21 protein-coding genes are annotated in these 25,608 nt (G+C 46.7%); 14 read left to right on the forward strand and 7 right to left on the reverse strand.

From position 1 onward, the window contains the following. Positions 1-107: 107 nt before the first annotated feature. Positions 108-1,241, reverse strand: coding sequence for an NAD-dependent epimerase/dehydratase family protein (locus tag ACXLDX_RS14985; protein ID WP_457577993.1), 1,134 nt, complete (start codon positions 1,239-1,241; stop codon positions 108-110). 493 nt (positions 1,242-1,734) lie between these two features. Further along, positions 1,735-1,950 (reverse strand): hypothetical protein, encoded by a 216-nt coding sequence (locus ACXLDX_RS14990; RefSeq protein WP_457577994.1) that lies wholly within the window; start codon positions 1,948-1,950, stop codon positions 1,735-1,737. Between the two features lie 435 nt (positions 1,951-2,385). Here ACXLDX_RS14990 and ACXLDX_RS14995 point away from each other — a divergent pair, with 435 nt between their 5' ends. The 12 genes from ACXLDX_RS14995 to lipA all read left to right on the forward strand — a co-directional run bounded on the left by ACXLDX_RS14995 (position 2,386) and on the right by lipA (position 13,207). Further along, on the forward strand, positions 2,386-3,003 hold the full coding sequence (locus ACXLDX_RS14995; protein WP_457577995.1) for a CDP-alcohol phosphatidyltransferase family protein: 618 nt from the start codon (positions 2,386-2,388) through the stop codon (positions 3,001-3,003). Positions 3,004-3,155: 152 nt separating this feature from the next. Next, complete coding sequence (locus ACXLDX_RS15000; protein ID WP_457577996.1) at positions 3,156-4,337, forward strand: polymer-forming cytoskeletal protein; 1,182 nt, start codon at positions 3,156-3,158, stop codon at positions 4,335-4,337. Between the two features lie 478 nt (positions 4,338-4,815). Then, a complete protein-coding gene (locus tag ACXLDX_RS15005) occupies positions 4,816-5,022 on the forward strand; it encodes a hypothetical protein (RefSeq protein WP_457577997.1) in 207 nt (68 codons plus the stop codon). Positions 5,023-5,052: 30 nt separating this feature from the next. Then, entirely contained in the window at positions 5,053-5,622 is a 570-nt protein-coding gene (locus tag ACXLDX_RS15010; RefSeq protein WP_457577998.1) for a hypothetical protein, read from the forward strand. A gap of 364 nt (positions 5,623-5,986) precedes the next feature. Continuing rightward, positions 5,987-6,151 (forward strand): hypothetical protein, encoded by a 165-nt coding sequence (locus ACXLDX_RS15015; RefSeq protein ID WP_457577999.1) that lies wholly within the window; start codon positions 5,987-5,989, stop codon positions 6,149-6,151. Between the two features lie 391 nt (positions 6,152-6,542). Then, complete coding sequence (locus ACXLDX_RS15020) at positions 6,543-6,986, forward strand: Lrp/AsnC family transcriptional regulator (RefSeq protein WP_457578000.1); 444 nt, start codon at positions 6,543-6,545, stop codon at positions 6,984-6,986. Between the two features lie 136 nt (positions 6,987-7,122). Continuing rightward, positions 7,123-8,397, forward strand: a complete 1,275-nt coding sequence (locus ACXLDX_RS15025; protein WP_457578001.1) for an aminomethyl transferase family protein — start codon at positions 7,123-7,125, stop codon at positions 8,395-8,397. Between the two features lie 44 nt (positions 8,398-8,441). Beyond that, on the forward strand, positions 8,442-8,837 hold the full coding sequence (gene gcvH, locus ACXLDX_RS15030; protein ID WP_457578002.1) for a glycine cleavage system protein GcvH: 396 nt from the start codon (positions 8,442-8,444) through the stop codon (positions 8,835-8,837). 4 nt (positions 8,838-8,841) lie between these two features. Further along, positions 8,842-10,167, forward strand: a complete 1,326-nt coding sequence (gcvPA, locus tag ACXLDX_RS15035) for an aminomethyl-transferring glycine dehydrogenase subunit GcvPA (RefSeq protein ID WP_457578003.1) — start codon at positions 8,842-8,844, stop codon at positions 10,165-10,167. Next, the gene (gene gcvPB / locus ACXLDX_RS15040; protein ID WP_457578004.1) at positions 10,167-11,636 is read left to right on the forward strand and encodes an aminomethyl-transferring glycine dehydrogenase subunit GcvPB; all 1,470 of its coding nucleotides are present in this window, start codon (positions 10,167-10,169) and stop codon (positions 11,634-11,636) included. Before gcvPA ends, gcvPB begins: the two co-directional genes overlap by 1 nt. Continuing rightward, the gene (gene lipB, locus ACXLDX_RS15045; protein WP_457578005.1) at positions 11,596-12,321 is read left to right on the forward strand and encodes a lipoyl(octanoyl) transferase LipB; all 726 of its coding nucleotides are present in this window, start codon (positions 11,596-11,598) and stop codon (positions 12,319-12,321) included. Before gcvPB ends, lipB begins: the two co-directional genes overlap by 41 nt. Then, positions 12,305-13,207: a lipoyl synthase gene (gene lipA / locus ACXLDX_RS15050; RefSeq protein ID WP_457578006.1), complete on the forward strand. Its 903-nt coding sequence runs from the start codon at positions 12,305-12,307 to the stop codon at positions 13,205-13,207. The genes lipB and lipA overlap by 17 nt, the downstream gene beginning before the upstream one ends. A 90-nt stretch (positions 13,208-13,297) precedes the next feature. Here lipA and ACXLDX_RS15055 read toward each other — a convergent pair whose 3' ends face one another. The 5 genes from ACXLDX_RS15055 to bamA form a co-directional block, all read right to left on the reverse strand. After that, entirely contained in the window at positions 13,298-13,753 is a 456-nt protein-coding gene (locus ACXLDX_RS15055; protein ID WP_503417361.1) for an RT0821/Lpp0805 family surface protein, read from the reverse strand. Between the two features lie 222 nt (positions 13,754-13,975). Next, positions 13,976-15,160 (reverse strand): glycerophosphodiester phosphodiesterase family protein, encoded by a 1,185-nt coding sequence (locus ACXLDX_RS15060; RefSeq protein WP_457578008.1) that lies wholly within the window; start codon positions 15,158-15,160, stop codon positions 13,976-13,978. After that, entirely contained in the window at positions 15,157-15,867 is a 711-nt protein-coding gene (locus tag ACXLDX_RS15065; RefSeq protein ID WP_457578009.1) for an HAD family hydrolase, read from the reverse strand. Before ACXLDX_RS15065 ends, ACXLDX_RS15060 begins: the two co-directional genes overlap by 4 nt. Then, the gene (mfd, locus tag ACXLDX_RS15070) at positions 15,854-19,411 is read right to left on the reverse strand and encodes a transcription-repair coupling factor (protein ID WP_457578010.1); all 3,558 of its coding nucleotides are present in this window, start codon (positions 19,409-19,411) and stop codon (positions 15,854-15,856) included. The genes ACXLDX_RS15065 and mfd overlap by 14 nt, the downstream gene beginning before the upstream one ends. Before the next feature lie 329 nt (positions 19,412-19,740). After that, positions 19,741-22,308: an outer membrane protein assembly factor BamA gene (gene bamA, locus ACXLDX_RS15075; RefSeq protein ID WP_457578011.1), complete on the reverse strand. Its 2,568-nt coding sequence runs from the start codon at positions 22,306-22,308 to the stop codon at positions 19,741-19,743. 398 nt (positions 22,309-22,706) lie between these two features. On the opposite strand from bamA, the gene ACXLDX_RS15080 reads away from it, so the two are divergent. Both ACXLDX_RS15080 and dnaA read left to right on the forward strand, forming a co-directional pair. Beyond that, entirely contained in the window at positions 22,707-23,411 is a 705-nt protein-coding gene (locus ACXLDX_RS15080) for a double zinc ribbon domain-containing protein (protein ID WP_457578012.1), read from the forward strand. Between the two features lie 551 nt (positions 23,412-23,962). Then, positions 23,963-25,303: a chromosomal replication initiator protein DnaA gene (dnaA, locus tag ACXLDX_RS15085; RefSeq protein ID WP_457578013.1), complete on the forward strand. Its 1,341-nt coding sequence runs from the start codon at positions 23,963-23,965 to the stop codon at positions 25,301-25,303. Positions 25,304-25,608: the final 305 nt, after the last annotated feature.

The raw sequence follows: 25,608 nt of genomic DNA on the forward strand, positions 1-25,608 counted from the left end.
CTGTGAGTAATTACGTGTATCATTAAGTTAACGACTTTGGACATCTATACCAGATCCTGGGGTGAAAAACCACTTTCGTTCCCGGCCGATAGTGCATGTCCGGAAAATTATTCCTCAATCATTTCAGCAAAAGGTCCAATCCCTTTGCTGTGTACTGAGTCAAGCAGTTCTTTTGGATTCTGGAGAAAGGCCTCAATTTCAGGTTTTTCCAGATCCATGCATTCATCGTAGGTAGTGATGAGGTTCTGATGGCTCCAGCGGGTGAGGTAGTAAATGATCAGATCTGGCAGGCGGGTGTATATGGTTTCTTCAGGCATGGGATCAATAAAGGAAGAAGCTTCCAGGCGTGCTGAAGAGAGAACCTGGGATTTATAGAAACTGTTCAAAAACATGAGCTCCGGAGGCAGGTCTGCTTTGAGACCGAATTTTCGTAAAAAACGCAGAAGTATAATAAGAGCTTTCTTGCCGCCGTTGGCCATGAGGTAAGGAACATAAATCTCTTTTGGTGTGCTGAGCTGGAGGTATGATTTTATGGTGAGAATAAGGTTTGCCAGATCCACCGGGTTTTTATCGACAAAATGAATGGTTCTTCCTCTGAACTCGTCCCTGTTATTCAGGAGGTGTTCGATGAAATAGGGGAGTTTTCTTGCGTTGGAATAAGAATGCAGGGTGTTTTTTCTTGTGAAGAGGACAGGCATGGATTGGTCAGCAATAGAAAAAAGCAGGCGGTGAAATCCCTGGATTTTATGATCGTGGGCACCATAGACCACGGCCAGTCGCACACAGGAACAATCCAGGCCCTGGTCACGGCTCATCAGTCGCAATGTCGCCTCTGCCATCAGTTTTGATTTGGCGTAATTGGACATTTTCGGTACAAGGGGCAGGTAATCTTCTTCTTTCAGATTTATACCCGCGGGCAGGGTGGCGGCTGAACTGATATGGATGTACGGAATTTTGAGAGCGTTTGCGGCCCTGGCAAGATTGAGGGTCCCGAGATAATTAACCTCAAAAGCAAGTTGGCCGTCGGAACTGAGAGTGGCCATGGCGGCGTTGATTATAAAGTCCGGTTTGACCGAAGAGAGGTAACTGCGGATGTCAGTCTCTTCCCGGATGGACAGTTTTTTACTGCTGGGGGCGCGAATATCTACAGTCTCAGCATGTTTTGTTTTATAATAGTTGACAATTGTGCCGCCAATCAGGCCTGAACCACCGACCAGGACACCTGTTTTTTTTCTGGCCATATTCATGTCCTGCAAAGTGCAGGGAAATCCTTGAAGCGGAATTGCTCACAGGTTCCACGCTTTTTTTCGGTCTCTTTTACGTGTACAGGTAAGTTACCGTGAAGAAGAGCCTGAAAGAATCCCTGGTACTTGTGTTAATTTCAGTTTAATGCATAAAAACAAATAGTTATAATGTCGTGTGGTAGTTGTCGTCAGGTGTTTTGAGATTTATTTTTTTTCCAGGATTCTACCGTGTATTTCTTCTTTCTATTAAATAGTTGCAGTTTGTACAAGAAAAATAAACTGTTTTTTGTATTTGCCTGAAATGGTACCGGTTGAATCCCGCACTTCAGAAAAATATTTTCCCATGAAATTGCTCAAAGGCCGCCCAACCATATCACGGTTTCTTTTGTCCGGACAGGCAGGATATAACAAACAAAAGATCCTGTGAAAAAAAAGTGACAGGTGAGTAATTACAGTTTAGACCTAAATCCTGAAGTGCAGGATTTAGGTATCAGGTGTTTTTTTGTTTTTTTATTTCCGTAACGGTAACATTAGACATACCGGACATGGCAACACAGCGGGATTTATACAGCATTTCCATCTGCTCAAATCCCTGTTCAATGATTTCTTCTTCACTGGGAGTATGGTTCTCTCCCCGGGCGTTAATCTGTTCAAAAGAACAATGGCAGCCGTTTTGCAGTATTTTCTGTCTACTTTCTTTGTTCATGTTCAACTCCTCCATCTCTGCTTTTTTATATCCAGTGCCATAAATGAACAATTTCGTTCAAAATCAAGGACTGCATAAATAATTCTGGAATGTGTCTGATCATGCAGCGTTTTAAATCCCCCTGCTCATTGATCCAGAACGAAAAATCTAAATTTTCAAGGTGCCTTAAAGACTACGAATTTCAGTGGATGGAAGCAACAGTTATTTTCTTTCTCTTGGTGCAAATATGAGTACCTTGGTTATGAAATTGTGTGTTATTGTTGAATCAATGTCATCAACTTAAGCGATAAGTCCCATTCTGACCCTGTCCGAGGGACATTTTACCTTGGAGTCTTTATCTGTCTGCCTGAGATTTGAGGATCAGTGGAGTTGACGCATTACAGAAAAAAACTATTTTTTAAAGTACGGGATTGAGGTCGGGGAAGAGGAATTATTGTGCTGGATCGATGGGCATTACAACTGGTGAAAAAGCCGTTGAATACGGGAGCGGTAATTCTGGCTCGTCACGGGGTCAGTGCGGACTCCGTCACCGTGGCCGGGTTTGCTGTCGGCCTTCTTGCCCTGCCGGCCCTTTTTATGAAAGTATATTGGGTAGCTCTGGTCTGTATCCTGGTGAACAGACTTGCTGATGGGCTGGATGGGGAGATTGCCCGTATTCAGGGTCCTACCGATGGAGGAGGTTTTCTCGATATTACTCTGGATTTTATTTTTTACTCTTCGGTTGTTTTAGGTTTCGCCCTGGCTGATCCTGTGCGAAACGGACTTGCGGCAACAGTTCTTCTCTTTGCTTTTGCAGGTACCGGGAGTAGTTTTCTGGCCTTTGCGATTATGGCAGAAAAGCGTGGTCTGACCAATTTAAAGTACCCTCATAAGGGTTTTTTTTATCTTGCCGGACTGGCGGAAGGGACTGAAACCTTGATCTTTTTTGTTCTCTTTTGTCTTTTTCCCGGATTTTTTCCTGAGCTGGCTTATGCTTTTGCTGTTATCTGTCTAATTACCGTGGTAACGAGGGTGTTCGGGGGATACCTTGCATTGAAAAATGATGATTCCTGAACTGTTTAAGAGTATCTCAAATCTGTGACGGCTTCGTTGATATTTTCTGGTAACAACTTGAAAAATTAATATAAATTCATTAATCGGAGGCGTTTGAGAAAATCACCCGCCTCCTTGCTGGGCGTCCATAGGACGTTCATGGATCCTGGAGTATGGCTGAAAAAACTGAAAGCAGAATCGATAGATCCATGAGTATCGTCGGTAAAATCCGGAGCCTGGGCCACATAGTGGTGGAAGGAAGGATAGAGGGAGATCTTGATTGTACCAGCATGAAGATTGGTCGGGCAGGAATACTGCTAGGTGATATTCATGCCGAAGAAATTGTATGTTCTGGAACTGTCGAGGGAAGGATAAGGACCAGGAAATTTATCATGAGAAAAGATGGCCGTCATACGGGTACGGTGGAAACAACAGAGTTGCGGGTGGAGCCTGGAGCATTTATCGATTGTGTTCTGCACGGTGGAATGGATTCTGCTTCCGTAAGTGAGCAGGGGGAGCGGGAGACAAATGCAACCGAGGTTTCCCGGAAACCAGTTGTTGACTGGGCCAGGCTGGCAGATGTTTTTGAGAGAAATGCACAACAATGTATTATGGATGTACCCTGGTCGGAAAGAAAAGAACTGCTTGACCAGATTCTGACTCTTCTCGAAAAAGATAAGCCCCTTATTAAAATCACCGGTGAGCCCGGAAGTGGAAAGAGTACACTGATCGCTAAACTTAAAGAGGTTCTGGCGGATGAAGCTGATTTGTTCATACTTGAAGAACCAGTCGGATCGGTTAGAGATCTGCTTGCAGCCGTTGCTGGTTATTTTGAACTGCCTGTCCTCGCTGATGACAGACAGCAGGATATTGTCGGGAAGATAAGAGATGTTATTGCTCCGGATGGATGTATCCGAAAAAGAAGAATGGTTCTGGCTGTAGATGATGTCCAGATGATGTATCCTGCGACAATGGAGGGAATGATCCGTCGGCTCACCAGTGCCTATGAGGGTGAGGAAGGGCTGTTGCAGATTATTCTGCTTGGAACCGGAGAAATGGAAGGGAAGCTTGTTCACACAACCCGTGAATATTTTGAGGATGAAACTAATTGTCTGCTGGCCCTTGAACCCCTCTCCATAAAAGATACTTCCGAGTATCTTCGTTTCTGCCTTCAGGTTGAAGGGGGCGGGGCGGATCTGGATCCTGTGGCTCTCCTTCCCTTCGAAACTCTGAAAAAACTGTATGCTGCAAGTGGCGGAAATATAAGCCGGATGAACAATCTTGTCGCCGAGGCGTTTCGCAGGGTTTCTCAGTCGGGTTCTTTATTTGTTGCAATACATCATATCCAGCAATAGGCTGTCTTTCAGACAGATTGTTTGCCTGGAATAATTTTCGGTCAGGTGTTTTCCGTCCGGTTCATCAAATTTCCTGATTATCAATGAAACTTCAGCAATATTGGTGAGCTGCCTGCTTCGTCAGACTGAGTTTTTTTTAGTATTCCGGTTCTTTGGTTACGAACGAAAATCTTAATTGTTTACTTGATTACCCATGAAACTCAGCCAAATTGTGGATATGCCTGTTTTATCAGGCCAGCCTACGGTCAAAAATCACTGGAAACCTCAATTGATAAGGAATTCAAATGAAAAAGTGTCAATCCAGATCATTTTATAATCAGTCTAATGTGATTTTTGAAATACGTCTGATAAAACAGGCCCAATCCCCAGACTCACAAATAACAGGCTGAGTTTCATATGTAATCAGAATTGTTTAAGGCATCTTTTATTGTTCGTAGTTGCTTTACATGGCGCAACTGCAAAGGTCAGGCAAATAGTGATGGATTCTGTATCGACACTTTTCTGGGGAGTTCTTTTCGGTGCCGTGGGGCTTGGATTTTTTACCTATGGAAGAAAACAGAGGGCTGTTGTTCCTCTCTGTTCAGGGATTACACTTTGTCTGATTCCATATTTTATTTCAAATAGTTATATCCTTGTTTCGGCAGGATGTGTTTTGGTGGCGGCACCTTTTTTCCTGAAAATATGACTCAGGATGAATTATGAACGGGAGGGACGGATGGCAGATGAAAAACAGGATCAATCCGGTGGTGTCGGGCTGGCCGCTTTACCGAAAAACTGGTCCGTTGCAGTACAGCTTGTTGGCACATTTGGGCTGGCGGTCTTTCTTGTCCTGTACTATGTCCTTGTTATGCAGCCAAGGGATATCCGGCGCTATGAGGAACTCAGGGATTCGATATTGTCTCTTGAAAAAATAATGATCGGTCGGCAGAGCCTGGTGACCCGTGAAACGGTAAGACAATTGGAGGATCTGTATATTGCCGGCGTAGGTTATGAGACAGGTTCTTTTGTGAAAAAGGAATTGGAAAAGAATGTGAATTCTGCCGACCTTGCAAAGGAAATTGAAAAAAAACTCATATTTGAGACCAGGCTCCTTGAGGGGTTGAGGAAGAAAGATGAGGGTGTGGTGTCCGAAATGCTGACCTATAAAATTCTTGACAGTGGTATAAGTGATGAAATAGCGAAAAAAGCCGTGCGGGAGTGGCGGGGAAAAACGCTTGAGGAGATAGTGGCTGAATGCAGAAACGCTCTGTACTTTGCCATCCGGCGGGCAGCCAGGGCAAAATGATTTCTTCTAAATAACAAGAGTTATCTTGATTATCCATGAAATTCAGCCAAATTGTGGATGTACCTGTTTTATCAGGCTAGCCTACGTGCAAAACTCAGCTTGATAAAGCAGGCAGATCTTTAATCCGGCTGAGTTTCACGGGAAATCAGGAAATGAGTTTTTTTGTTCGAGATCAAAGCACACGGGAAAAATTATACCGCAGGCAGGGTGGCAAAAAAAATTACAGCGCAATATTACGTCATTTCATCGTTGATGTGACAGTATTATTTCAGCATGGAAGGAGTTTCCGGGAAAAAGAGAAATGCGCAGAAAAACAAAAATAGAAATTGATTATCGAAATGATTGTTGAGTTGGTTTCAAAGACGTGCGGGCACGTCTGAACACAATGGCCACCGGGGATGAATTTCAATTTATCTGTGACGGGAAAATGGCTGATAAAATCGAGCGGATTATTTTGCTCAACGGTGGAGAAATATCTGCAAAAGATACCAGGTCCTATGGTGTCGTCATTTCCATTCGGAAAAAATAAGGTAACTGCTCATAGGCATCATTGACCTCGAACTGGTGCCTGTCCAGAAATGGTCTTTTTGCCTGATATCTGCGTTGCCCGAAAAATTTTATCCTCGGAGGTAAGCGTAGACTCCGATATCAATTATATGGCTGCGGTAAAATTTCCCGCGCGCCTTGATCTCCAACAAAAATCCTCATTTTTGGACAGACACGAACTAACATCCTGAATATTCAAGGCACCCTGAGGTAATGATGGTTTTTTATGCTTTGTGGATGTCAAAAAAATACGAAAACCGTAAAAAATATGGTTTCATAGTGTTGATAGCGTAATTTAAAGGCGTAAAAGTTGACATGGTCGTCATTTTTGCGTATAGTTGAATAAATCAGGTTTAATCCGGTAAAGGTGTACGATGAAAATAGATGAAATAAACTACGCGATTATAAATCATCTCAGGGATGGCAGGATTCCATTTAAAAAAATTGCTGATTCTCTTGCTGTGTCGGAGGGAACTGTTCGGGCAAGGGTGAAGAAGCTGAAAGATGAAGGCGTTCTGGATATTACAGCTCTTGTTGACCCGGACGCAATACCTGATCAGAGCGTGGTGATGGTAGGGGTCCGGTTGAAAGATATGGACCTTGTAAAGAAAGGAGAGGAATTTTCAAAGCTGCGGGGAGTGATTTCCGTGTGTGTTGTAACCGGTCGTTTTGATTTGATTCTGACGGTTATGCTGACCAAGGAATTCACTATGCTGGAGTTTTATACGGAAGAGGTCTCAAGGCTTGAAAATGTCAGGGCCGTAGAGACATTTGTGGTCTACAAGAGTTTTAATCTCAAGGTTCCCCTGACGTTGTAGGAAGTAGCGGCATGGCCGGGTTCTATAGCTCAGCCTTTATGCCCAGTGGGTGCAAAAAAACCAATGAAAATCCAGACTGCGGCAGTACAACCCTCGACCGAGGATTTTCAGATAAAACAAACATGGATAACGTGACATGAAAACAGAGAAAAAGACGGTTCTTCACGGTTTTCACCTGGAAAATGGAGCTAATATGGCCTCCTTCGGCGGCTATGATATGCCGCTCTGGTATCCCACCGGAGTCAAGGCGGAGCATCTGGCTGTAATCCGTGGGGCCGGCGTTTTTGATACCAGTCATATGGCCGTGGTGATGGTGCGGGGAAACGGGGCACGAAAACTGCTGCAGCATTGTTTCACCAAGGATCTCGAAAGATCTGTCGGTCGCGGGAAAACACCTCTTGTTATCGGCCGCTGTGTCTATGGTGTTTTTCTTCATCCGGACGGAACTGTTATTGATGATGCCATTGTTTATCAACTGGGAGTGAAGGAATATATGGTTGTTGTCAATGCCGGAATGGGGCCGATGATAGCTGATCATCTGCTGAAGGTGGTGGACGATGATACTCAGGTGGAAGATCTCACTGACAGGGTGGGAAAGATGGATATTCAGGGAATCGCCTCTGCCCGGATTCTGAAAAAAATTTTGCGGGATCCTCAGACACTTTTTGACGGAATGGCCTATTTTTCCTTCAAGGGTGGTTTTGGAGGTTTTTCTGCAGCGGTTGCTGAAACTGAATTGCTGGATGGTACACGGGTCCTCGTATCCCGGACAGGTTATACAGGAGAGTTTGGTTTTGAGCTTTTTGTTAAAAGAGAGGAGCTGGAGTCCCTCTGGAATCAACTGCTTGTTGCGGGGGAGGAACACGGGATCATTCCCTGCGGACTGGCCGCCAGAGATTCTCTGCGGGCCGGAGCTGTCCTGCCCCTTTCTCATCAGGATATAGGTTCCTGGCCGTTTCTCGCCAATCCCTGGCAGTTTGCTCTCGCCTGGAACGAAGAGCAAAACGGTTTCTCCAAGGATTTTATTGGTGCGGATGCTCTTCTTGGGGAAACAGATCTTCGGTATACCTATGCATTTGCAGGTTTTGATCCGCGGAAAATCGGCAGTGAAGCCAGTTATGTGACAGATTCCGAGAAAAACAGAATAGGGACTATTCTTACCTGTACCACGGATATGGCCATTGGCAGACAGAATGGACAGATAGTTTCAATTGCTGAAAACAGAGGGGAGAAAAGTGAAAAACCTTTTGTACCCAAAGGGCTGTCATGCGGTTTTGTTCTGCTGGAAAAAAAATGTGAAGCAGGAGAGAAAATTTATCTAACTGATGGAAAAAGAAAGCTGAAGGTGGAAATACGAAATGATGTCCGGCCGGGGAGAACCGCCAGGCTGCCCATCAAGACAATGATTTGAGGCATCCTTGAGAATTGTCGGAAAAAACAAACAGGGAGGAATTGATGAAAGAGTTGAATGAACTGAATTTGCCGGAGGAGCTGCGGTATACTGAAGATCACGAGTGGGTGACCACCGGAGGAGAGACTTTGAAAATCGGTGTCAGTGATTATGCCCAGGACCAACTGGGAGACATCGTTTTTGTGGAGGTTCCGGAAGTGGGGGACAGTTTTGACAAGGGGGAAGAATTTGGAACGCTGGAATCGGTAAAGGCTGTTTCCGAGCTCTACCTGCCGGTTGGCGGAGAGATTGTTGCTGTCAATGAAGCTCTGGAAGACAGCCCTGAACTGATCAATGAAGATCCGTATGCAAACTGGATTGTCGAAATAAAACCGGCTGATACCGGTGAGCTCGATCAACTCCTCACCGTTGAGGCATATCGAGAGATTTTGAAGGGGTAAAACCATGCGCTATCTACCGCACACAGACGAAGATGTTCAGGAGATGCTGAAGGCCGTCGGGCGAAACACTCTTGATGAACTTTTTGGTTCTATACCGGATGGATGCAGGATCGACGGGGAAATTCCCCTGCCGCCTGCAATGGATGAATGGGAACTGAAGAGCCATGCTGCTGAAGTGGCGTCCATGATGAAGCCGGAGGCAAATGTTTTGATTGGTGCAGGCAGTTATCAGCATCATATCCCGGAAACCATAAATAACCTGATGAGCCGTTCGGAGTTCTTGACGGCCTATACGCCGTACCAGCCGGAAATGGCCCAGGGAACACTCCAGGGAATATTTGAGTATCAGACTTATACCGCCAGGCTGCTCGGTATGGATGTGGCCAATGCCTCAATGTATGACGGGGGATCGGCCCTTGCCGAGGCGCTGCTGATGGCGCTCAGAATTTCCAGGAAGAAAAAGACAGTGGCGCTTTCAGCGGCAGTCCATCCCCATTATCGTGAGGTGGTTGCCACCTACCTGAAGCCAACTGATTTTGAAATTATTGAATTGCCGGTTCTGGAGAATGGCAGAACTGACCTGAGTGGTGTTGCTGATCTGGACAGCCTTGCCGTGGTAGCAGTACAGTCCCCGAACTTTTTTGGTGTTATTGAAGATCTTGAGGATGTAGCCTCTGTTTCCCATGAAGCGGAGGCCCTGGCAGTAAGCTGTTTTTCCGAACCCCTGGCGTATGGTCTTCTGAAAAACCCGGGGAAATGCGGTATTGATATCGCCTGCGGAGAGGGCCAGAGTTTCGGTATGAATCGCTCCTTTGGCGGTCCGGGACTGGGGATGTTCGGTTGCAGGGAAAAGTTCACCAGAAATATGCCGGGAAGGTTGGTCGGTCAGACTGTGGACCTTGAAGGCAGACGGGGATTTGTTCTGACCCTTGCTACCAGGGAGCAGCATATCAGAAGAGAAAAAGCAACATCCAATATCTGCTCCAATCAGGGTATCTGTACCCTGATCGCCACCATGTACATGGCTTCCCTCGGCGGCAGTGGTTTGCGTGAACTGGCAGAACTCAACTACAGCAAGGCTGAATATTTTAAGACTGAACTGGTGAAGAAAGGAGCTGTTCCTGTTTTCAGCGGGCCAACCTTCAATGAATTTGTGGTGGAATTTAAAAACGATTTTCGACCGGTACGAGAACGTCTTTTGGAAAAAGGGATTGTTGCCGGCCTGGAGCTGGGGCGTTTTTATCCTGGAATGGCAGGACAATATCTTTTCTGTGCCACAGAGGTTACCGGGAAAGAGATCATCGATACAGTTGTCAGTGAGGTGCAGTGATGGAAACTCCAATAACTGAAAAAGCAGGTGCCAGCGGTCTTATTTTTAATGAGCCGCTTCTCTGGGAGAAGGGCAAAAAAGGCAGGAGGGCAATGTCCGTTCCTGCGAGTGATGTTGGAAAAGCAGAGTTGCCGGAAGAACTGCTGGGGGAAAAAATAGATTTTCCTGATCTCAGCGAGGTGGATGTTGTTCGCCACTATACCCGGTTGTCCCAATGGAATTTCGGCGTCGATTCCGGAATGTATCCTCTGGGTTCCTGCACCATGAAATATAATCCGAAGATCAATGAAAAAATTGCGGCAACAGCGGAAATCGCAGCAGCCCATCCCATGCTGGATGATACTCTTGTCCAGGGTTGTCTGAAGATTCTTTATGATCTGCAGAGTTATCTGGCGGCTATAACCGGCCTTCCTGCGGTGTCTCTGCAACCGGCGGCCGGTGCCCACGGGGAGCTGACCGGTATGCTGATTTTTGCTGCATACCATAGAAGTCGCAACTCAAAAAGAACAAAGATCCTGATACCGGACACGGCCCATGGCACCAATCCGGCCAGTGCGGCCCTCTGCGGCTATAAACCGGTGCCGATCAAATCGAGTGTCAATGGAATCATTGATCCGGAGTTGGTCGCCGGGAAAATGGATGATGAAACAGCCGGAATCATGATCACCAATCCAAATACTCTCGGACTTTTTGAGACAAATATCAGAGAAGTTGCCGAGATTGTCCATGCCAGGGGAGGGCTGGTTTACGGGGATGGTGCAAATATGAACGCCGTAATGGGCATCATTGACGCAGGCAAATGCGGTGTTGATGTGATGCACCTTAATTTGCACAAGACTTTTTCCACACCCCATGGCGGTGGCGGACCTGGGGCGGGACCGGTCTGTGTCACCGAAGAACTGGCGCCTTTCCTTCCCGTTCCCCGTGTCGTTGAAGACGGGGCGGGATATCGCCTGGAATTCGATGCTCCTGAAACTGTAGGCAGGGTCCATGCCTTTCATGGAAATTTCGGTGTACTGGTGAAGGCCTGGTCCTATATTCTTTCCATGGGCGGCGTGAATCTTAAAAAGGCGAGCCAGCATGCGGTACTGAGCGCAGCTTATATCAAGGAGCAGCTGCGGGATACACTGACCCTTGCCTATGATCGATCCTGTATGCACGAATGTGTTTTTTCAGACAAATCGCTGCAGAAGCACGGAGTGTCCACGCTTGACCTTGCCAAAAGGTTGATTGATTACGGTTATCATCCGCCGACCATCTACTTCCCCCTTGTGGTGCCCGGTGCCATTATGATTGAACCCACCGAAACCGAATGCAAAGAGGATATAGATCAGTTTATCCAGGCGGTAAAGCATATTGTCAAAGAAGCAGAAGAGAATCCCGATCTGCTCCATAATGCGCCCATGGTTACCAAGCTGAAGAGACTGGATGAAACCAGGGCGGCCAGGCGCCCCTGTCTCCGTGGCTGAAAAGGAGAGTGCTGTTCTTGTCGATCTTGGGCTCAGTGAATACAGGGCGACCTATGAACTGCAGGTTGCCCTTGTTGACAGGAGAAAAAAGGGGGACTGTGGAGATGTTTTTCTGGTAACAGAACATCCGTCTGTTTTTACACTGGGCAGGCGGGGTGGCAGGGAGAATCTGGTAGTATCCGAGCAGTTCCTGCATGAAAAGAAGATCCCCCTGGTCCATATTGAGCGTGGCGGGGATATTACCTATCATGGTGAAGGGCAGCTTGTGCTTTATCCGGTCATCCATCTGAGAGAGCGAAAACTGGCCGTTACCGAATATGTTTTTCTGCTGGAAGAGATAATGATCCACCTTGCTGCGGGTTATGGTGTAAAAGCAGAAAGAGATCCACGAAACCATGGCGTGTGGGTGAGGAACAGGAAACTGGGCAGTGTCGGGATCGCTGTCAGACACGGGATTTCTTTCCATGGTCTGGCCCTCAATGTCAATCTGGCCCTGGAACCTTTTTCATGGGTTAACCCATGTGGCCTGCAGGGAGTCAAGATGACAAGTCTGCAGCGGGAGGCAGGCAGGGAACAGGTGGAAACGGGGGAAGTAAAGAAAGAACTCAGGAAAATTCTGGAGACCCTTTTTCAACTGGATTTTCGGGAGTATCCAAAGGAATGGCTTTATGGCTGGATGTGCTGAAGGAATCAAGGTGGGTAAACCGAAATGGCTGCGTCGCAGTCTGCCGAGTGGTCCGGAGTATGAGAAACTGCGGCAATTGCTGAAATCGCGAGAATTAACAACGGTCTGTCAGGAAGCGCAGTGTCCCAATCAGTTTGAATGTTACGGTAAGGGTACGGCGACATTTATGATTCTGGGTGAGAGATGTACAAGAAACTGTGGTTTCTGTGCTGTGGCCCACAGGCCGGTGGAAGGGGTGGATGAATCGGAACCGATGCGGGTTGCGGAGGCTGTTGTATCCCTGAAGCTTCGTTACGCTGTCATCACCTCCGTCACCAGGGATGATCTGGCAGATGGTGGTGCTTCCTTTTTTGCCGAGACAATACGGGCTATTCGTTTTCACAGTTCAGAAACCCTGATAGAGGTGTTGATTCCTGATCTTCAGGGTGACTGGCAGAGCCTGCAGACAATTCTTGATGCCGGGCCCGATGTTTTGAACCATAATATTGAAACTGTGCAAAGGCTCTATTCACGGGTACGCCCCCAGGCTCTGTATGCCAGAAGTCTCGCGTTATTGGCCGAAGTGAAAAAAAGGGAAAAAGAGATGATCACCAAGACGGGTATCATGGTCGGGCTTGGCGAAAAAACAGAAGAACTCCTGGAAACATGGCAGGATTTACGTCAAACAGGCTGTGATCTGCTGACCATCGGGCAGTACCTTCAACCGAGCTCGAGTCACCTGCAGGTTGAACGTTTTGTGCCTCCGGAAGAATTTGAGGTTTATCGTCGCAGGGCTCTGGAACTCGGGTTTTCAGGTGTGGCTTCCGGGCCTTTTGTCCGCAGCTCATATAAAGCTGAGAAGCTGTATCGTAAAGCGCTGTTGAAACGCGGGCAAAGGGACGGGTGAAAAGGGGGACGCCTGAGAGCAGTTATAAAAAAAGGAACTGAACAGAAAGCTGTCCAGTTCCTTGAAATGGGTAGATCCGGAGAAAAAATCTTAATTCTGCAGGACCCACTGTCCCCTGCTGTTTCTGCAGGCTGTTGTATAGGTCTTCTGAGCTTTTCCATCTATTGTTGCCAGTATTTCAGCCTGCCTGCATGGAGTATCCGGTTTTGCCTTCGGATAGTAAGCCGGTTGCGGTGTAACCTGGTAGGTGTTGCCGGTGTCCGGGTTGCGCCAGGTTGAGGCCCTGCCGGATGGTGCTTCCTCGTAAACACGGTTTAACCGCTGCCTGTCATATTTATCCATCTCATTGCCGACAATATAGCCGAGCATGGTTCCCAGTGCAGCTCCTATCAGAGTAGCCTCTGTATTTCTGCCTATGGCCTGACCGATAATCGCGCCACCCGCGGCTCCTATACCGGCTCCGGCTGTTCCCTGTGTCATCTGACCTCCGCAGCTGCTCAGGGTTATTGCAAATGCAAGCAGGATTGGTAACGTTAAATATTTCATTGTGTTATCTCCAATAAATCAGAATGTGTTTTACTTATGCTGTTACCACTGTAACGCGGAAAACGACATAACTGTACACCAGTCCGGCGCTCCAGTCAGCCTGGATGGTGTTGCAGTTTTCTACTGTTGACAGCTAATAACAACTATGATGAATTCAGTTAAAACAATTTGGTTTGCATGCCATATATATATAATTATCCATTTTATTCGGGTATTGCAAGTCTATAAAGAGGGAAGACTTTTCCGGGGAGGGGGAGTGTCGAGTTTTTTACCACTTTTCTCAAGGGTTGCAGCATGTTGAGTTGCTGGAACAGTCAGTTTGAGGGATGAAAAAAAATCGGGAAGATCATTCTTTCTTTTTTCTTGCTCCTCAAAATGTTTTACAATTTGTCCGGTTCTGGAAAATGAATTGCAGTATAGACCATCAATTTCGGTTTTTTGCAGAAAATAGCGGAGCAGGGAGGGATAATCGGCAGCATAGTCGGGAAAAGGTTCAGATCTGTTTTTGAGTTGGATGGCAAAGATTCGGACACCATTTTGCTGCAGACCGGTTATATAATCCTCAAGGATCGGATTTCCTTCGTGATCCAGGAGCAGATTGCCGGGAAGAGCAAGGGCCGCTGCATAACCGATCAGAATTCTTCTGCCGCTGTTGGTAAAAAGCCAGTCGTATTTATAAGGGATAAATTCCCCCATGATTTTTTGTCTTGCTTCAACGATGTTCTCATTTCCAACCATCTGAATGAGCGGCAGATCCATCTGTCTCGCCGGCATCAGTTTGTCGTGGATTCGCTGCAATTCTTCAGGATCGAAGCATTGGAGAAAAAGATTGCTTCTTCTGTCAGTGTAACCATAAAGCTGAAGGATATCGAGTATCGCAGAGCTGATGTCCCTGTTGTGGTCATGGAAAAACCAGGGCTGTTTGATTTCCAGACTGATTCCCATGGAATACCTGTCAGGCGTTTTCTCCTCTTTCCCCATGATTTTTTCAAGTCTGCGAACAAGTGCCAACTCTTCGTTCAGGGTCGGAATAGCCATGGAAAGGTCGGAGGAATCGGTTTCAAAAACATTGTGCAGGCGAAGCTGGCGAATTTCCTGCAAAGTAAAGTCAATCACATAATAGTTGCCGTCTTCACGATTTCGTCCGGGAAAGAGATGGGCGACATCCGTCAGCCGGTTCAAGGTTAAATCCCGGAAGACAATGAGCTGGTTGTCCGCAGTCATTCCCACATGGAGTTCGATATACGGGCTGTTCTCCGTGGCTGCAAGCACTGCCGCCGGCAGAGTGTGTTCTATGAGGTCGGCGCCCCCGCCGTTTCGCACAATGATGGTTTTTTCAGTTGCTGAAACAGATACGGCCAAAAGAACAAAAAAAGAAAAAAACAGAAAGGTGCAGTGTTTTTTCATATCCGGGTATCCTCCAGAGAAGATGTTAATCTGCTGAAATCGGCAATGGAGGGGAAATTGTCGGAGAACGCCGGTGCAAGCCTGGAACTGGGTCTGGCAATATGGCAGAGATGCCGGATGCCGAACTGACGTGCGGAAAAAAGAACATTTTCTGTATCATCAGCAAAAAAAGTGGTCTCTTTTGCAAAGGGAAGCAGGGTTTCAAGGTTGTGCCAGAACTGTTGCACTTCCTTGGGAGCACCGACTTGATTTGAGGAAAAAACAGCTTGAAAATATCCCCTCAGGGCAATCTTGTCGAGTTTGACCTCAAGAGTCTTCGGGTGGGCATTGGTGACAAGGAAGATTTTTTTTCCGAGTGTTACGAGGTGGTCGAGAAAATCAAAAACTCCTGGATGAACTGCAATGAGATGGCTGACTTCCCTTTTCAGCATGGGGATATTCAGGTTCAGTTTTTCAGACCAGTGATCAAGATCTGTCCAGAGCAGGGTGTTTTCCACCGATTTATAGGTGGCGAGCAGTTGTCTTCGTGCTGTTTCCCGGTCAAGATTGTTTTTTGCGGCAAACACCTGGGGAACATATTCGTTCCAGAAATAATCATCAAAATATCTGTCCAGCAGTGTACCGTCAAGATCAAGGAAAACAGTTTCTATTTCGTGCCAGAGGAAAAGAGTCTGCTTTCCACTGCAGGGGTTTTCAGGAGTTTTCATGGTCTGTCAGTTTTTCCAGGTCTGTTAAAGTGCCGGATAGGAATTCAAAAAGCTGTCGGGTTGTATCCATTTTACGGCTGATGATCAGCCGTCCTTCCGGAGTAATTTTCGGCGGTGGATTCTTTTTTCTTTTTCCCTGGAATTTCTCCAGGTAGCCAAGAAGTTTTTCCGGTCTCAGTGGTGTATCATCTGAAAAATGAAATACCAGGGTATCACGACCCTTTTCAAGTTTTTTTATTCCGAGAAGGCAAAGACGTTTTTTTATGGTAACGATGGTGAACAGGTTTTCCGTTTCAAGGGGGATTCTGCCGTACCTGTCAAGCAGTTCGTCTCTGAGATCCTCGCCGCTGTCGGCGGGAGAAGTCGCAAGGGCGGCAATTCTCCTGTAGGTTATATAGCGCTGGCTGACATCGGGAATATAGGAAGCGGGAATATAGGCGGAGATCTGGAGGTTAATTTCCGGATCAATAAAGTCCCGGATTGTTCCTGTATCTTTTTGTCCACCTCTTCTTTTCAGATCGGCAACGGTCTTCTGCAGCAGATCAAGGTAGAGATCATAACCGATTGCCGCAATATTTCCGCTCTGGGAAACACCGAGCAGGTTTCCGCCCCCCCGAATCTGCAGATCGCTCATGGCAAGTTTAAAACCGCCTCCCAGTTCATTGCAATCCATAAGTGCGCGAAGTCTGTCCCTGGAGTCTCGGCTGAGATGGTCAATGGAGGGGACGAGCAGGTAGGCGAAGGACTGCACGCTTGATCGTCCGACTCTACCACGTAACTGGTATATTTCCGCAAGTCCAAGCATATCGGCCCGGTTGATAATAATGGTGTTGGCAGAGGGAATATCGAGTCCGGATTCGATGATGGTGGTGCTCACCAGGACATCTATTTCACGGTTGACAAAACAGACCATGATTTCTTCAAGTTCCCTGCCACTCATCTGCCCATGGGCTACACCAACGCGTGCGCCCGGTACAAGGTTCTGAATTGAAGCTGCAAGCCGGTAAATGGACTTGACGCGGTTATGGACGAAGAAAACCTGTCCACCCCTGCGCAGTTCCTTGGAGACCGCTTCCCTGATAACCAGATCGTCGTAACGGGCGACAAAGGTTTTTACGGGACGTCGGTGTTCCGGAGGGCTCGAGATTACAGAGAGGTCACGTATATTGAGAAGTGACATCTGAAGGGTCCTCGGGATGGGAGTTGCAGTCAGGGTGAGGATGTCGACCTCGGCCCGCATTTTCTTGACCTTTTCCTTGTGGGCAACTCCGAAACGGTGCTCCTCATCTATTATCAGCAATCCCAGGTTATGGAAGACAACATCCTTTGACAACAGGCGGTGTGTGCCGATGATGATGTTGAGTTCACCCCCGGCCAGCTCCCTGAGGATCCTGCGTTGCTCTGCCGGAGTGCGGAAGCGGTTGATGCATTCAACTGTAACCGGAAAACCTTTGAGACGTTCTCTGAAGGTCTTGACATGCTGCTCAGCCAGAACTGTTGTCGGAACAAGAACAGCGGCCTGGAATCCATCTTCAACAACTTTGAAGGCAGCACGGATTGCCACTTCCGTCTTGCCGTATCCCACATCACCGCAAACCAGGCGATCCATGGGTTTTTCGCCCGTCAGGTCATCCAGGACATCATCAATGGCCTTCTGCTGTCCCGGTGTTTCTTCAAAGGGGAAAGATTCTTCCAGTTCCTGAAAAAGGTGGCCGGGAGGGGAAAACTGCCGGCCTTTGCGGATTTCTCTTAAAGCATAGATATCCAGAAGTTCCTGGGCAACTTTCCATACTTCTTCCTTGATCCTGGATTTGGTTGTTTTCCAGCTCTGGCTGCCGAGCTTATCAATTTTAGGCTGTTTGTCAGAGAGACCTTCGTATTTGCTGATCAGGTTCAGCCTGTCAACCGGCAGGTAGAGTTTATCTCCATCCCGATATTCGATGAGCATGAAATCATTGACAACAGAAAACAACTCTACTGTGGACAGGCCGCGGTAGATGCCGAGGCCGTGGTCACGATGAACGACTATATCCCCGTCTGCAAGTTCCGCAAAACGTATCGGCTCACCTTTTTGTTTTTTCTTTGCAGCTCTGCCGCCAAGCCGCATTGCTCCGAACAGTTCAATTTCTGAAAGCAGGTGGAGTTTCTCATCAAGAAGTGAAAAACCTGAGGAAAGGGAATGGTTACAGAGGAAAAGCGTTTCCTGGTTATCAGGCACGGGGTTGTCGGGAGCAAGTGGTGGAGACAGGATTTTAATAGTGTGGTTATGCTTTGTCAGCAGTTGAGCCAGGTTTTTTGTGTGGCGCTCGGACCGGCAGCAGATGACGATCTTGTCCCCATCATTCTGCCAGTTGAAAATCTGCTCGGAAAGGGGTGCCAGTACGCCGATCCTGGCTCTTTTGAGACCAATATCCTGCTTAAGGAGGCGGTGATCAGAGGTGTTTACAGTTATACTGTTTATATTATCCTTTGGGAAATCTGTGAAGAGAAGTTGGTTGAAGGCAGCCATTCTTTTCTTTATCTCTTCTTTTTCCAGGAAAAGGTCAGCCGGCGGCAGAGCAGGTTTCCCTTCTGCTTCAGCAGACTGAAAGTTGGCTTCGATCCGTTCAAGGGTGATATCCATCGACTGGAAAATTGATTCAGGGTCAACAAAAACCAGAGTTGTTTCATGGGGCAGAAAATCAAAGACGGTGGATGGTTGTAAGTTTTCCCTGCCATAGAAAAGGGGGAGAAAAAATTCCATCCCGGCGAATCGACGACCGTTTTTAATTCGGTCGGAAATCCAGGCGGTTTCTTCGTCATCCCAGCCATACTTTTTACCGAGTTGAATGAAGGTGCGGCCGATTGAACGGTTTTCTTCCGGTTTTCGGTTGAGAATATCAGTTACCGGCAGCAGGGTTGCATCAGTTATTTCTCCGGTTGAACGTTGGCTGAATGGATCAAAAGAGCGCAGGGACTCAATGGTGTCTCCAAAAAAGTCGAGTCGAACAGGTCCCCTGTGGAGTTTGCCGTCTTCTTGAGTAAAAGCAGGCGGGAAAATATCAACAATACCGCCTCGAACAGAAAAATCCCCCACGGACTGTGCCAGGCTCACCTGTTCATATCCAAGCTGAACCAGGCCGGCCAGAAGCTCATCCATGTCGCATTCTTCTCCGGCCATAAGATATTCAACTTCATTTTTGAGAATTCTGTCCGGTATAACACGTCGAAGCAATGGTTCTATCGAGGTAATTATTATATGCTTACTGTCATTTTCCGTGGCCCGGTAAAGTGTTGCAATTCGTGCGGCGGTGATCTGTGGATCCGGAGAGAGCGGGGTATATGGCGGGATTTCATGGCCGGGGTAAATCAGGACCTGCCTGTCTGTAAAAAGTTTTATATCCTGCTCGAAAATTGAGACAAGGTGTTCATCAGGAACAATACAGCAACAGGTAGTCTTCCGGCTGACAATCGCCGATAACCATGCGGGTGCGGCACCCCGTAAACCTTTCACAGCGAAAGGGGTATTGTCAATAGAGAGGGTTTTTGAGATAGAATGCTTCATGAAAAGAAGTGCCGATTATACCGAAGTTAGAGGTATAACCGGCATCGTGCCTGTTGGTAACTGCTCACAATCACCCCTTTTTTTCACGGTCTCTTTTGTCCGCATAGGTAAGCTATAGCGAACAAAAGAGCCTGTAAAAATCTGTGGCACCTGTGAGCAATTACAGTTCAGAGGTAATATAATCACAAGGTTGCTACCCCGTGACCAATTACGCCTGTTGAAGGGAAATATTACACCAAATCCTGTACTTCAGAAAATGAAAAATGTGATTTTAGTTATAACTTGATCTATTACAATATATTGAGTCTGTAATCAGTTGCAGGAGCGAGCTAAAAAACACCGCCAATACTGAAATCCCACACAGTCTTATCTTCATCTTCCAGTGGATCAAGGTTAAATCCCCATACCAGCCGGAGGGGACCCATTGGCGAAAGCCAGCGGACACCAACACCGGCGGCTTTTTTAATGGAATCGGTAAAGTCTCCCCAGTTCTGATCGTCATCCAGAACCTGACCGGAATCAAAAAAGAAAACCCCACGAAGTCCCTGGGTTTCAAGGAGGGGGAAGATAAATTCAATATTGGAATACCACATTTTGTCGCCACCTATTCTGTCACCGGAAGCTTCATCAATAGGGCTGATTTTTGCGTATTTGAAACCCCTGACGGAATTCAGTCCACCGAGGTAGAATCGTTCATAAACCGGCAGTTTATCTGTTTCGTTTTCAAAGACCTGGCCTGCGGCTCCTTTGATATGGAAAATTGTTTTGAACGGCAGGGGGAAGTACCAGCTGGTTGAGCCTTCAAGCTTGGTAAACTGTGCATCTCCTCCCAGGGGACCGCCGCCGAATTTTACGCTGACCACATTTCTGGAACCGCTGGAAGCCCCATAAAGGCGATTTCTGGTGTCTCTTACCAGGGAAACTTTGACGGCACTGGTCACATGAAGGTCAACTGATTTTCGAATGACGTAAGAGGCAGTATCCTCCACATCGGTCAGGTCGGTGTTGGTATAGCTGTAATTTCCGAAAACCTTCCATTTTTTCCAGATTGGATATCCGATACGGATACCGCCACCTTTGGAGTCTTTTGTATAATCATCATATTCTCGTTGTGTACTGAAAGCATCCATTCCCCAGGAGAGAGAGGAATCGTTCAGATGAGGATTTGTGTATCCCAGGTTAAATCTGGAGCTGAAGCCGCTGATATTTGCACTCAGCGCCAGAGTGTCCCCGCGTCCCAGGAAATTGTTTTCTGAGATCTGGCCCATGAGTATGAGTTTGTCAACAGAACTGTAGCCTGCCCCGATACTGAATGTCCCGGTACTTTTTTCCTTTACCTCGACCACCACATTCATTCGGGCAGGGTTCAGGGACGGCTCAGGAGTGATATTAACCTCTTCAAAATACATGAGTCGCTGCAGGGCCTGGGTGGATTGCCTCAGTGCCTTTGAGTTGAAGACTCCTCCTTCGGCGATCTTCAACTCCCGCCGGATAACGTTGTCCCTCGTGCGCGTGTTCCCCTTAATGGTGATCCGGTCAATATATACCAGTTCACCTTTACTGATCCTGAAATTAATATCGATTCTGTTTCCCGTTGTTTTTCTGGTTATCGGCCTGATGTTGGCAAAGGCATAACCGGATTCCGCATAGTAATCAGTCAGTTTGAGAATGTCTTCCCGCAGCACCTGGCGTGAGAGATATTTTTCCTGACGAATCTTAAGTAAATCCAGCATTTTTTCCTTGCTGCCGATAATGTCGCCGGAGAATTCGACAGTGCCGACACGGAACCGGGGGCCTTCATCGATTACGAACTTCAGGTAGAGCCATTCCTTTTCCTGGCGAATTTCCGGTTCTCCAATGCGTGCTTCCAGAAAACCGTGGTTGTTGTAAAAAGCGATGATCCTGGATGTATCCTGTTTCACTTTCACCATATCCAGAAGACCGGCTTCAGTCAGCCATGAGAGAAACCATTTTTCCTTGGTTTCAATCACGTCAAGCAGTTCATCATCGTCAAAGGTGGAATTACCCTCAAAAGAGATTTTTTTGATATAAACTTTTTCGCCTTCATCAATAACAAAACGAACAACTGCTCCTTTGTCGTTCGGATAGCTGATTGTCGAGCTGACCTTGCTGTTGTAGAAACCCTTGGTTTTATACAATTGACGGATTGCTTCCTCCGCAGCACTGATTTTTACCGGATTAAGGATGAAATGTTCCTTGATGTTGGCTGCTTCTTTGACGTCTTCTTCTTTCAGCTCGTCTATGCCCTCAAATATGACCGACTGGATGACAGGTTTTTCAACAACACGAAAGACTATTTTTTTTCCATTCGCGGTATCCTGGACATCAATCTGAACGTCATTGAAGTACCCCATTTTATAGATGGACTTCAAATCCTGTCGCAGGGTTGCCGGATCATAGGCATCACCGGCCTTGGTTTTGATTTTTCTGAGTATTGCTCCGGAATCTATCCGGCTGTTGCCTTCGGGAGCTATTGATGAAATTCTGAAATCCCTTTCAATATATGCCTGTATCCCGGAGATGACTTTTGAGAGCAGCATGGGCAACTCGTCAGGATTTTTGCCAGTCTGGTAATAGTAGGTTGGTTTTTCAGGGGAGAGAATGTCAAACAGCTTTATATCTATACTGAACTGCCCGCCGATTTCCGTAATGCTTCCCACGGCAATATAATCAGCCCCGTGTGCACCGGCAATTTTTTGCAGTTCGGCAGGCCGGGGCGGCCACTCCTTTAAGGTTTTAATTTCCGGACTTGTTCGTGGGAGTAATTGTATGTCAGTAGTAGAAAGCGCCCTGGTCAGTGCGTTGTCAGCCATGAAGGTCAGGGTGGCGACATCGGAGGGGCTGTTGATTTTCAGGGACAGAAAAAGCGTTTTCAAAGACTCAGCCCGGCATGACAATGCAACCGTAAAAAGGAATAGGATGAAGACCGATAATGCTAACGGTAGTTTCAGTTTATGAAAAAATGTGTTTTTCTGAAGAAAAATCATAGGATCTGTTCCTGTTTATATTATATGTGTTTACCTGAAAATCCGCGCCGAAGGTTTTGCCGCTGCAGCCGGGATTTTCATCGGTTTTTGATGCTGATTCCGAAGTCCGGTTATGCCGGTTTACCTGAAATCTGAATCCGTGACTGCTTCAAAATTTGTTCATTATGCCATGTTTGGTCGTCTTTGCAAAGGGCGCAGTTGCAAGGGGAGAATTTTTCAGGAATTCTTCAAAAGATTTAGGGAAAAATATTTTTAATATCATGAAATTGCTCGATGTATTTTCTTGTATGCAGGAAGCTGCCGATCTGTTTTTTCCCCGTTGCTGCATTACCTGTGGTGAGAAACTTTTTGACAGATCCCTTCTATTCTTCTGTCGGGAGTGCCGTGCTGAAATTCAATATCTGGAATCACAAGTCTGCAGGAGGTGTGGTGTCGAGTTTGCTGTGTGTCATAATAAAGAGCATTTTTGCGGGGACTGTCTCCGAAATTTTCCGCCCTATACATTGGCGCGTTCCGTTGTCAGGTATAGTGAGCCGGTCAAAAAACTGCTTTACAGATTGAAATACAGAGAAGATCCGTCTGTATTGCCTGGTATCGCGGATATAGTCTCCTGCTATGATATGAGTGAATTTGAACATTGTGATTATGCCGTGCCGGTACCTCTGCATATCAAACGCCTTCGTGAAAGAGGTCTGAATCAGTCAATGTTACTGGCGGAGCTCTTTTTCAAAAGGATTAGTGATTTTTCAGTAAGATCGGATGTTCTTGTCAGGGAAATCCACACCGTTCCACAGACATCACTTGATGGTCCGGCGAGAAGAAAAAACCTCGCGAAAGCCTTTAAATGTAGAGGAGAAGCTGATGTTTCCGGGAGAAATATATGTCTGGTTGATGACGTTTTTACAACTGGAACAACAGTAGGTGAATGCAGCAGAACTCTTCTTGAATATGGTGCAAAGGAAGTCAGAATTCTCACCTTTGCCAGGGCATAAAATGGAACAGTGTGGCAGTGTTACTGAAAAAAATGACTATTTTTTTGGGAGGATTATTTTTTTTTTTTGCTGAAACCCACGTGGAATGCGAGATTGAAAAAAACATTGAGGAATATTAAGAAATATTTTGTTATTTTTAGTTATTTTGAGATATGTAGAGTTAAGGATCGTGATTCAATTGTTGATAACTTTGTTGATTACTCTCTAAGAGTGCTATATGTCGAAATAAAAATGGAGTTTGCAAAGATCCACTGAATTCAAGGGAAAGAGGAAGGGGGCGGGAGCAAAAGCTGATGCAGTAAGGAATTACACTTCGTGTGAATATTTTCAGATTGGAAAACTAAAATATCTGAAAATCGTCTTTGACGGGAATCGGAAATTGCAGTTAATTCTTTCACGTGAATTGCGAATCGGGCGCATCCTTCCCGAAATTTCATATGTACAGTTTGATGAGACTGGTTTTTGAGTTGTTTTCCTTGTGTTAAGGTTTTTCTGGGGTTGTCAATGTCTGTTAGGGGTTGATGGCCTGTAAGCGATGGAAAGGGATATTTATGGTCTGGGAAAAGGTAAAAGAGAGTCTGAAAAGCACCCTGGCGGGGAATATTTATGATCTTTGGATTGAGCCTTTACAGTTTGTGCAGTTGCAGGAGGAAAAACTCTACCTGTCAAGTCCGGACAGATTTTTCAGTGCTTATGTGAAACAGAATTTTCTTGAAATTATTGAGGAAAAGGCCGGTGAACATGGTCTGTCGTCACTTCGTATTGTTTTCTGCGAGTCGGGCTCAAAAAGTCTTCCGACTCCGATAACTACGAAACGCACTGCAAAGAGAGGGCAGTTGAGGCTGCCGACAGTTCCTGTGAACAATTCCAGGTTCAAAGCTCTTCATCCCAGGTACACCTTCGATGAGTTCATGGTGGGAGAGAGTAATATCCTGGCTGAATCGGCGTGCCGTTCCATGGTGGCCCAGGACGATTCTGTCGGCCCCTGTCTCTATATCAACAGCTCCACCGGGCTTGGAAAAAGCCACCTGACCCATGCGGTTGCGCACCAGGTTCTGGCTCAGTCACCGATGACGAGACTTCATTACGTGACCGCCAGGCAGTTTGCCGCTGAGATGGTCCGAGGTATCAAGACCAATACCATGGACGATTTCAAATCAAAATATCTGGAACATTGCGATATTCTTCTTGTGGAGGATGTGCACTCATTAACGGGGAAGAAGAAAACCCAGGAAGAGCTGAATGAGGTTCTTGACTCGCTGATCAAATCCGGAAAAAGGGTTATTGTCACAGCCAACAGTGCTCCCAGGGATCTGGTGGGGATTGATAATGAGTTCAGATCCCGGATGACTTCCGGGCTTGTCACCAGCATCCAGCCACCGGACATTGATACACGGACTCGTATTGTTGAGAAAAAGGCAGCCCAGCAGCAGCTGTGCCTTGATGAAGAACTGGTGCAATACCTGGCAAATAATATCCGCGGCGATGTCCGGCAGATAGAGTCGGCCCTGAGGGCCATAAGGGCGAAAGCCAGGCTTGTAGGAGGGCACGTGGATCTGGACCTTCTGAGGGAGGTTGTGACCACGATAGTGGGTGTTGAACAGCAGCTTTCTGCTGAGCTTATCTGCGAGCTGGTCAGCTGTCAGTTCAACGTGAGCATGGATGCCCTGAGATCAAAATCACGAAAGAGGGCGATTACCTTTCCGAGGCAGGTGGCCATGTATCTGGCTCGTAAATATACCGATGATTCTCTTGCCGATATTGGAAAGGTTCTACACCGTGATCATTCCACAGTGCTGCATGCCATCAAGGTCGTATCGAACAAAGCGATTCGGGATACATCCATCTCTGCCCAGCTGGACCTTTTGAGTAACAAGGTGAAGCAGTTATAATCCTGACTCCGTCAGCATTCTTCAGATCTGCTGACGAGACACCAGTGCCTGTCCATAGTTGGTCTTTTTGCCCGATATCCGCGTTGGCCGAAAAAATTTTTCCTCGGAGGTAAGCGTGTAGACTCCGATATCAATTAAATGCCTGCGGTAAAATTTCCAGTGCGCCTTGATCTCGAACAAAAATCCTCATTTCTGGACAGACAATAACCAGTCAGGAATTTACGCTTTTTTCATGGTTCTGGCAAAATCGAGCATCCTCCTGATGGGGACCTGTGCTTTTGAGGCAAGTTCGCTGGAAACCTTGA

It is taken from the genome of Desulfomarina sp. (assembly GCF_054039375.1).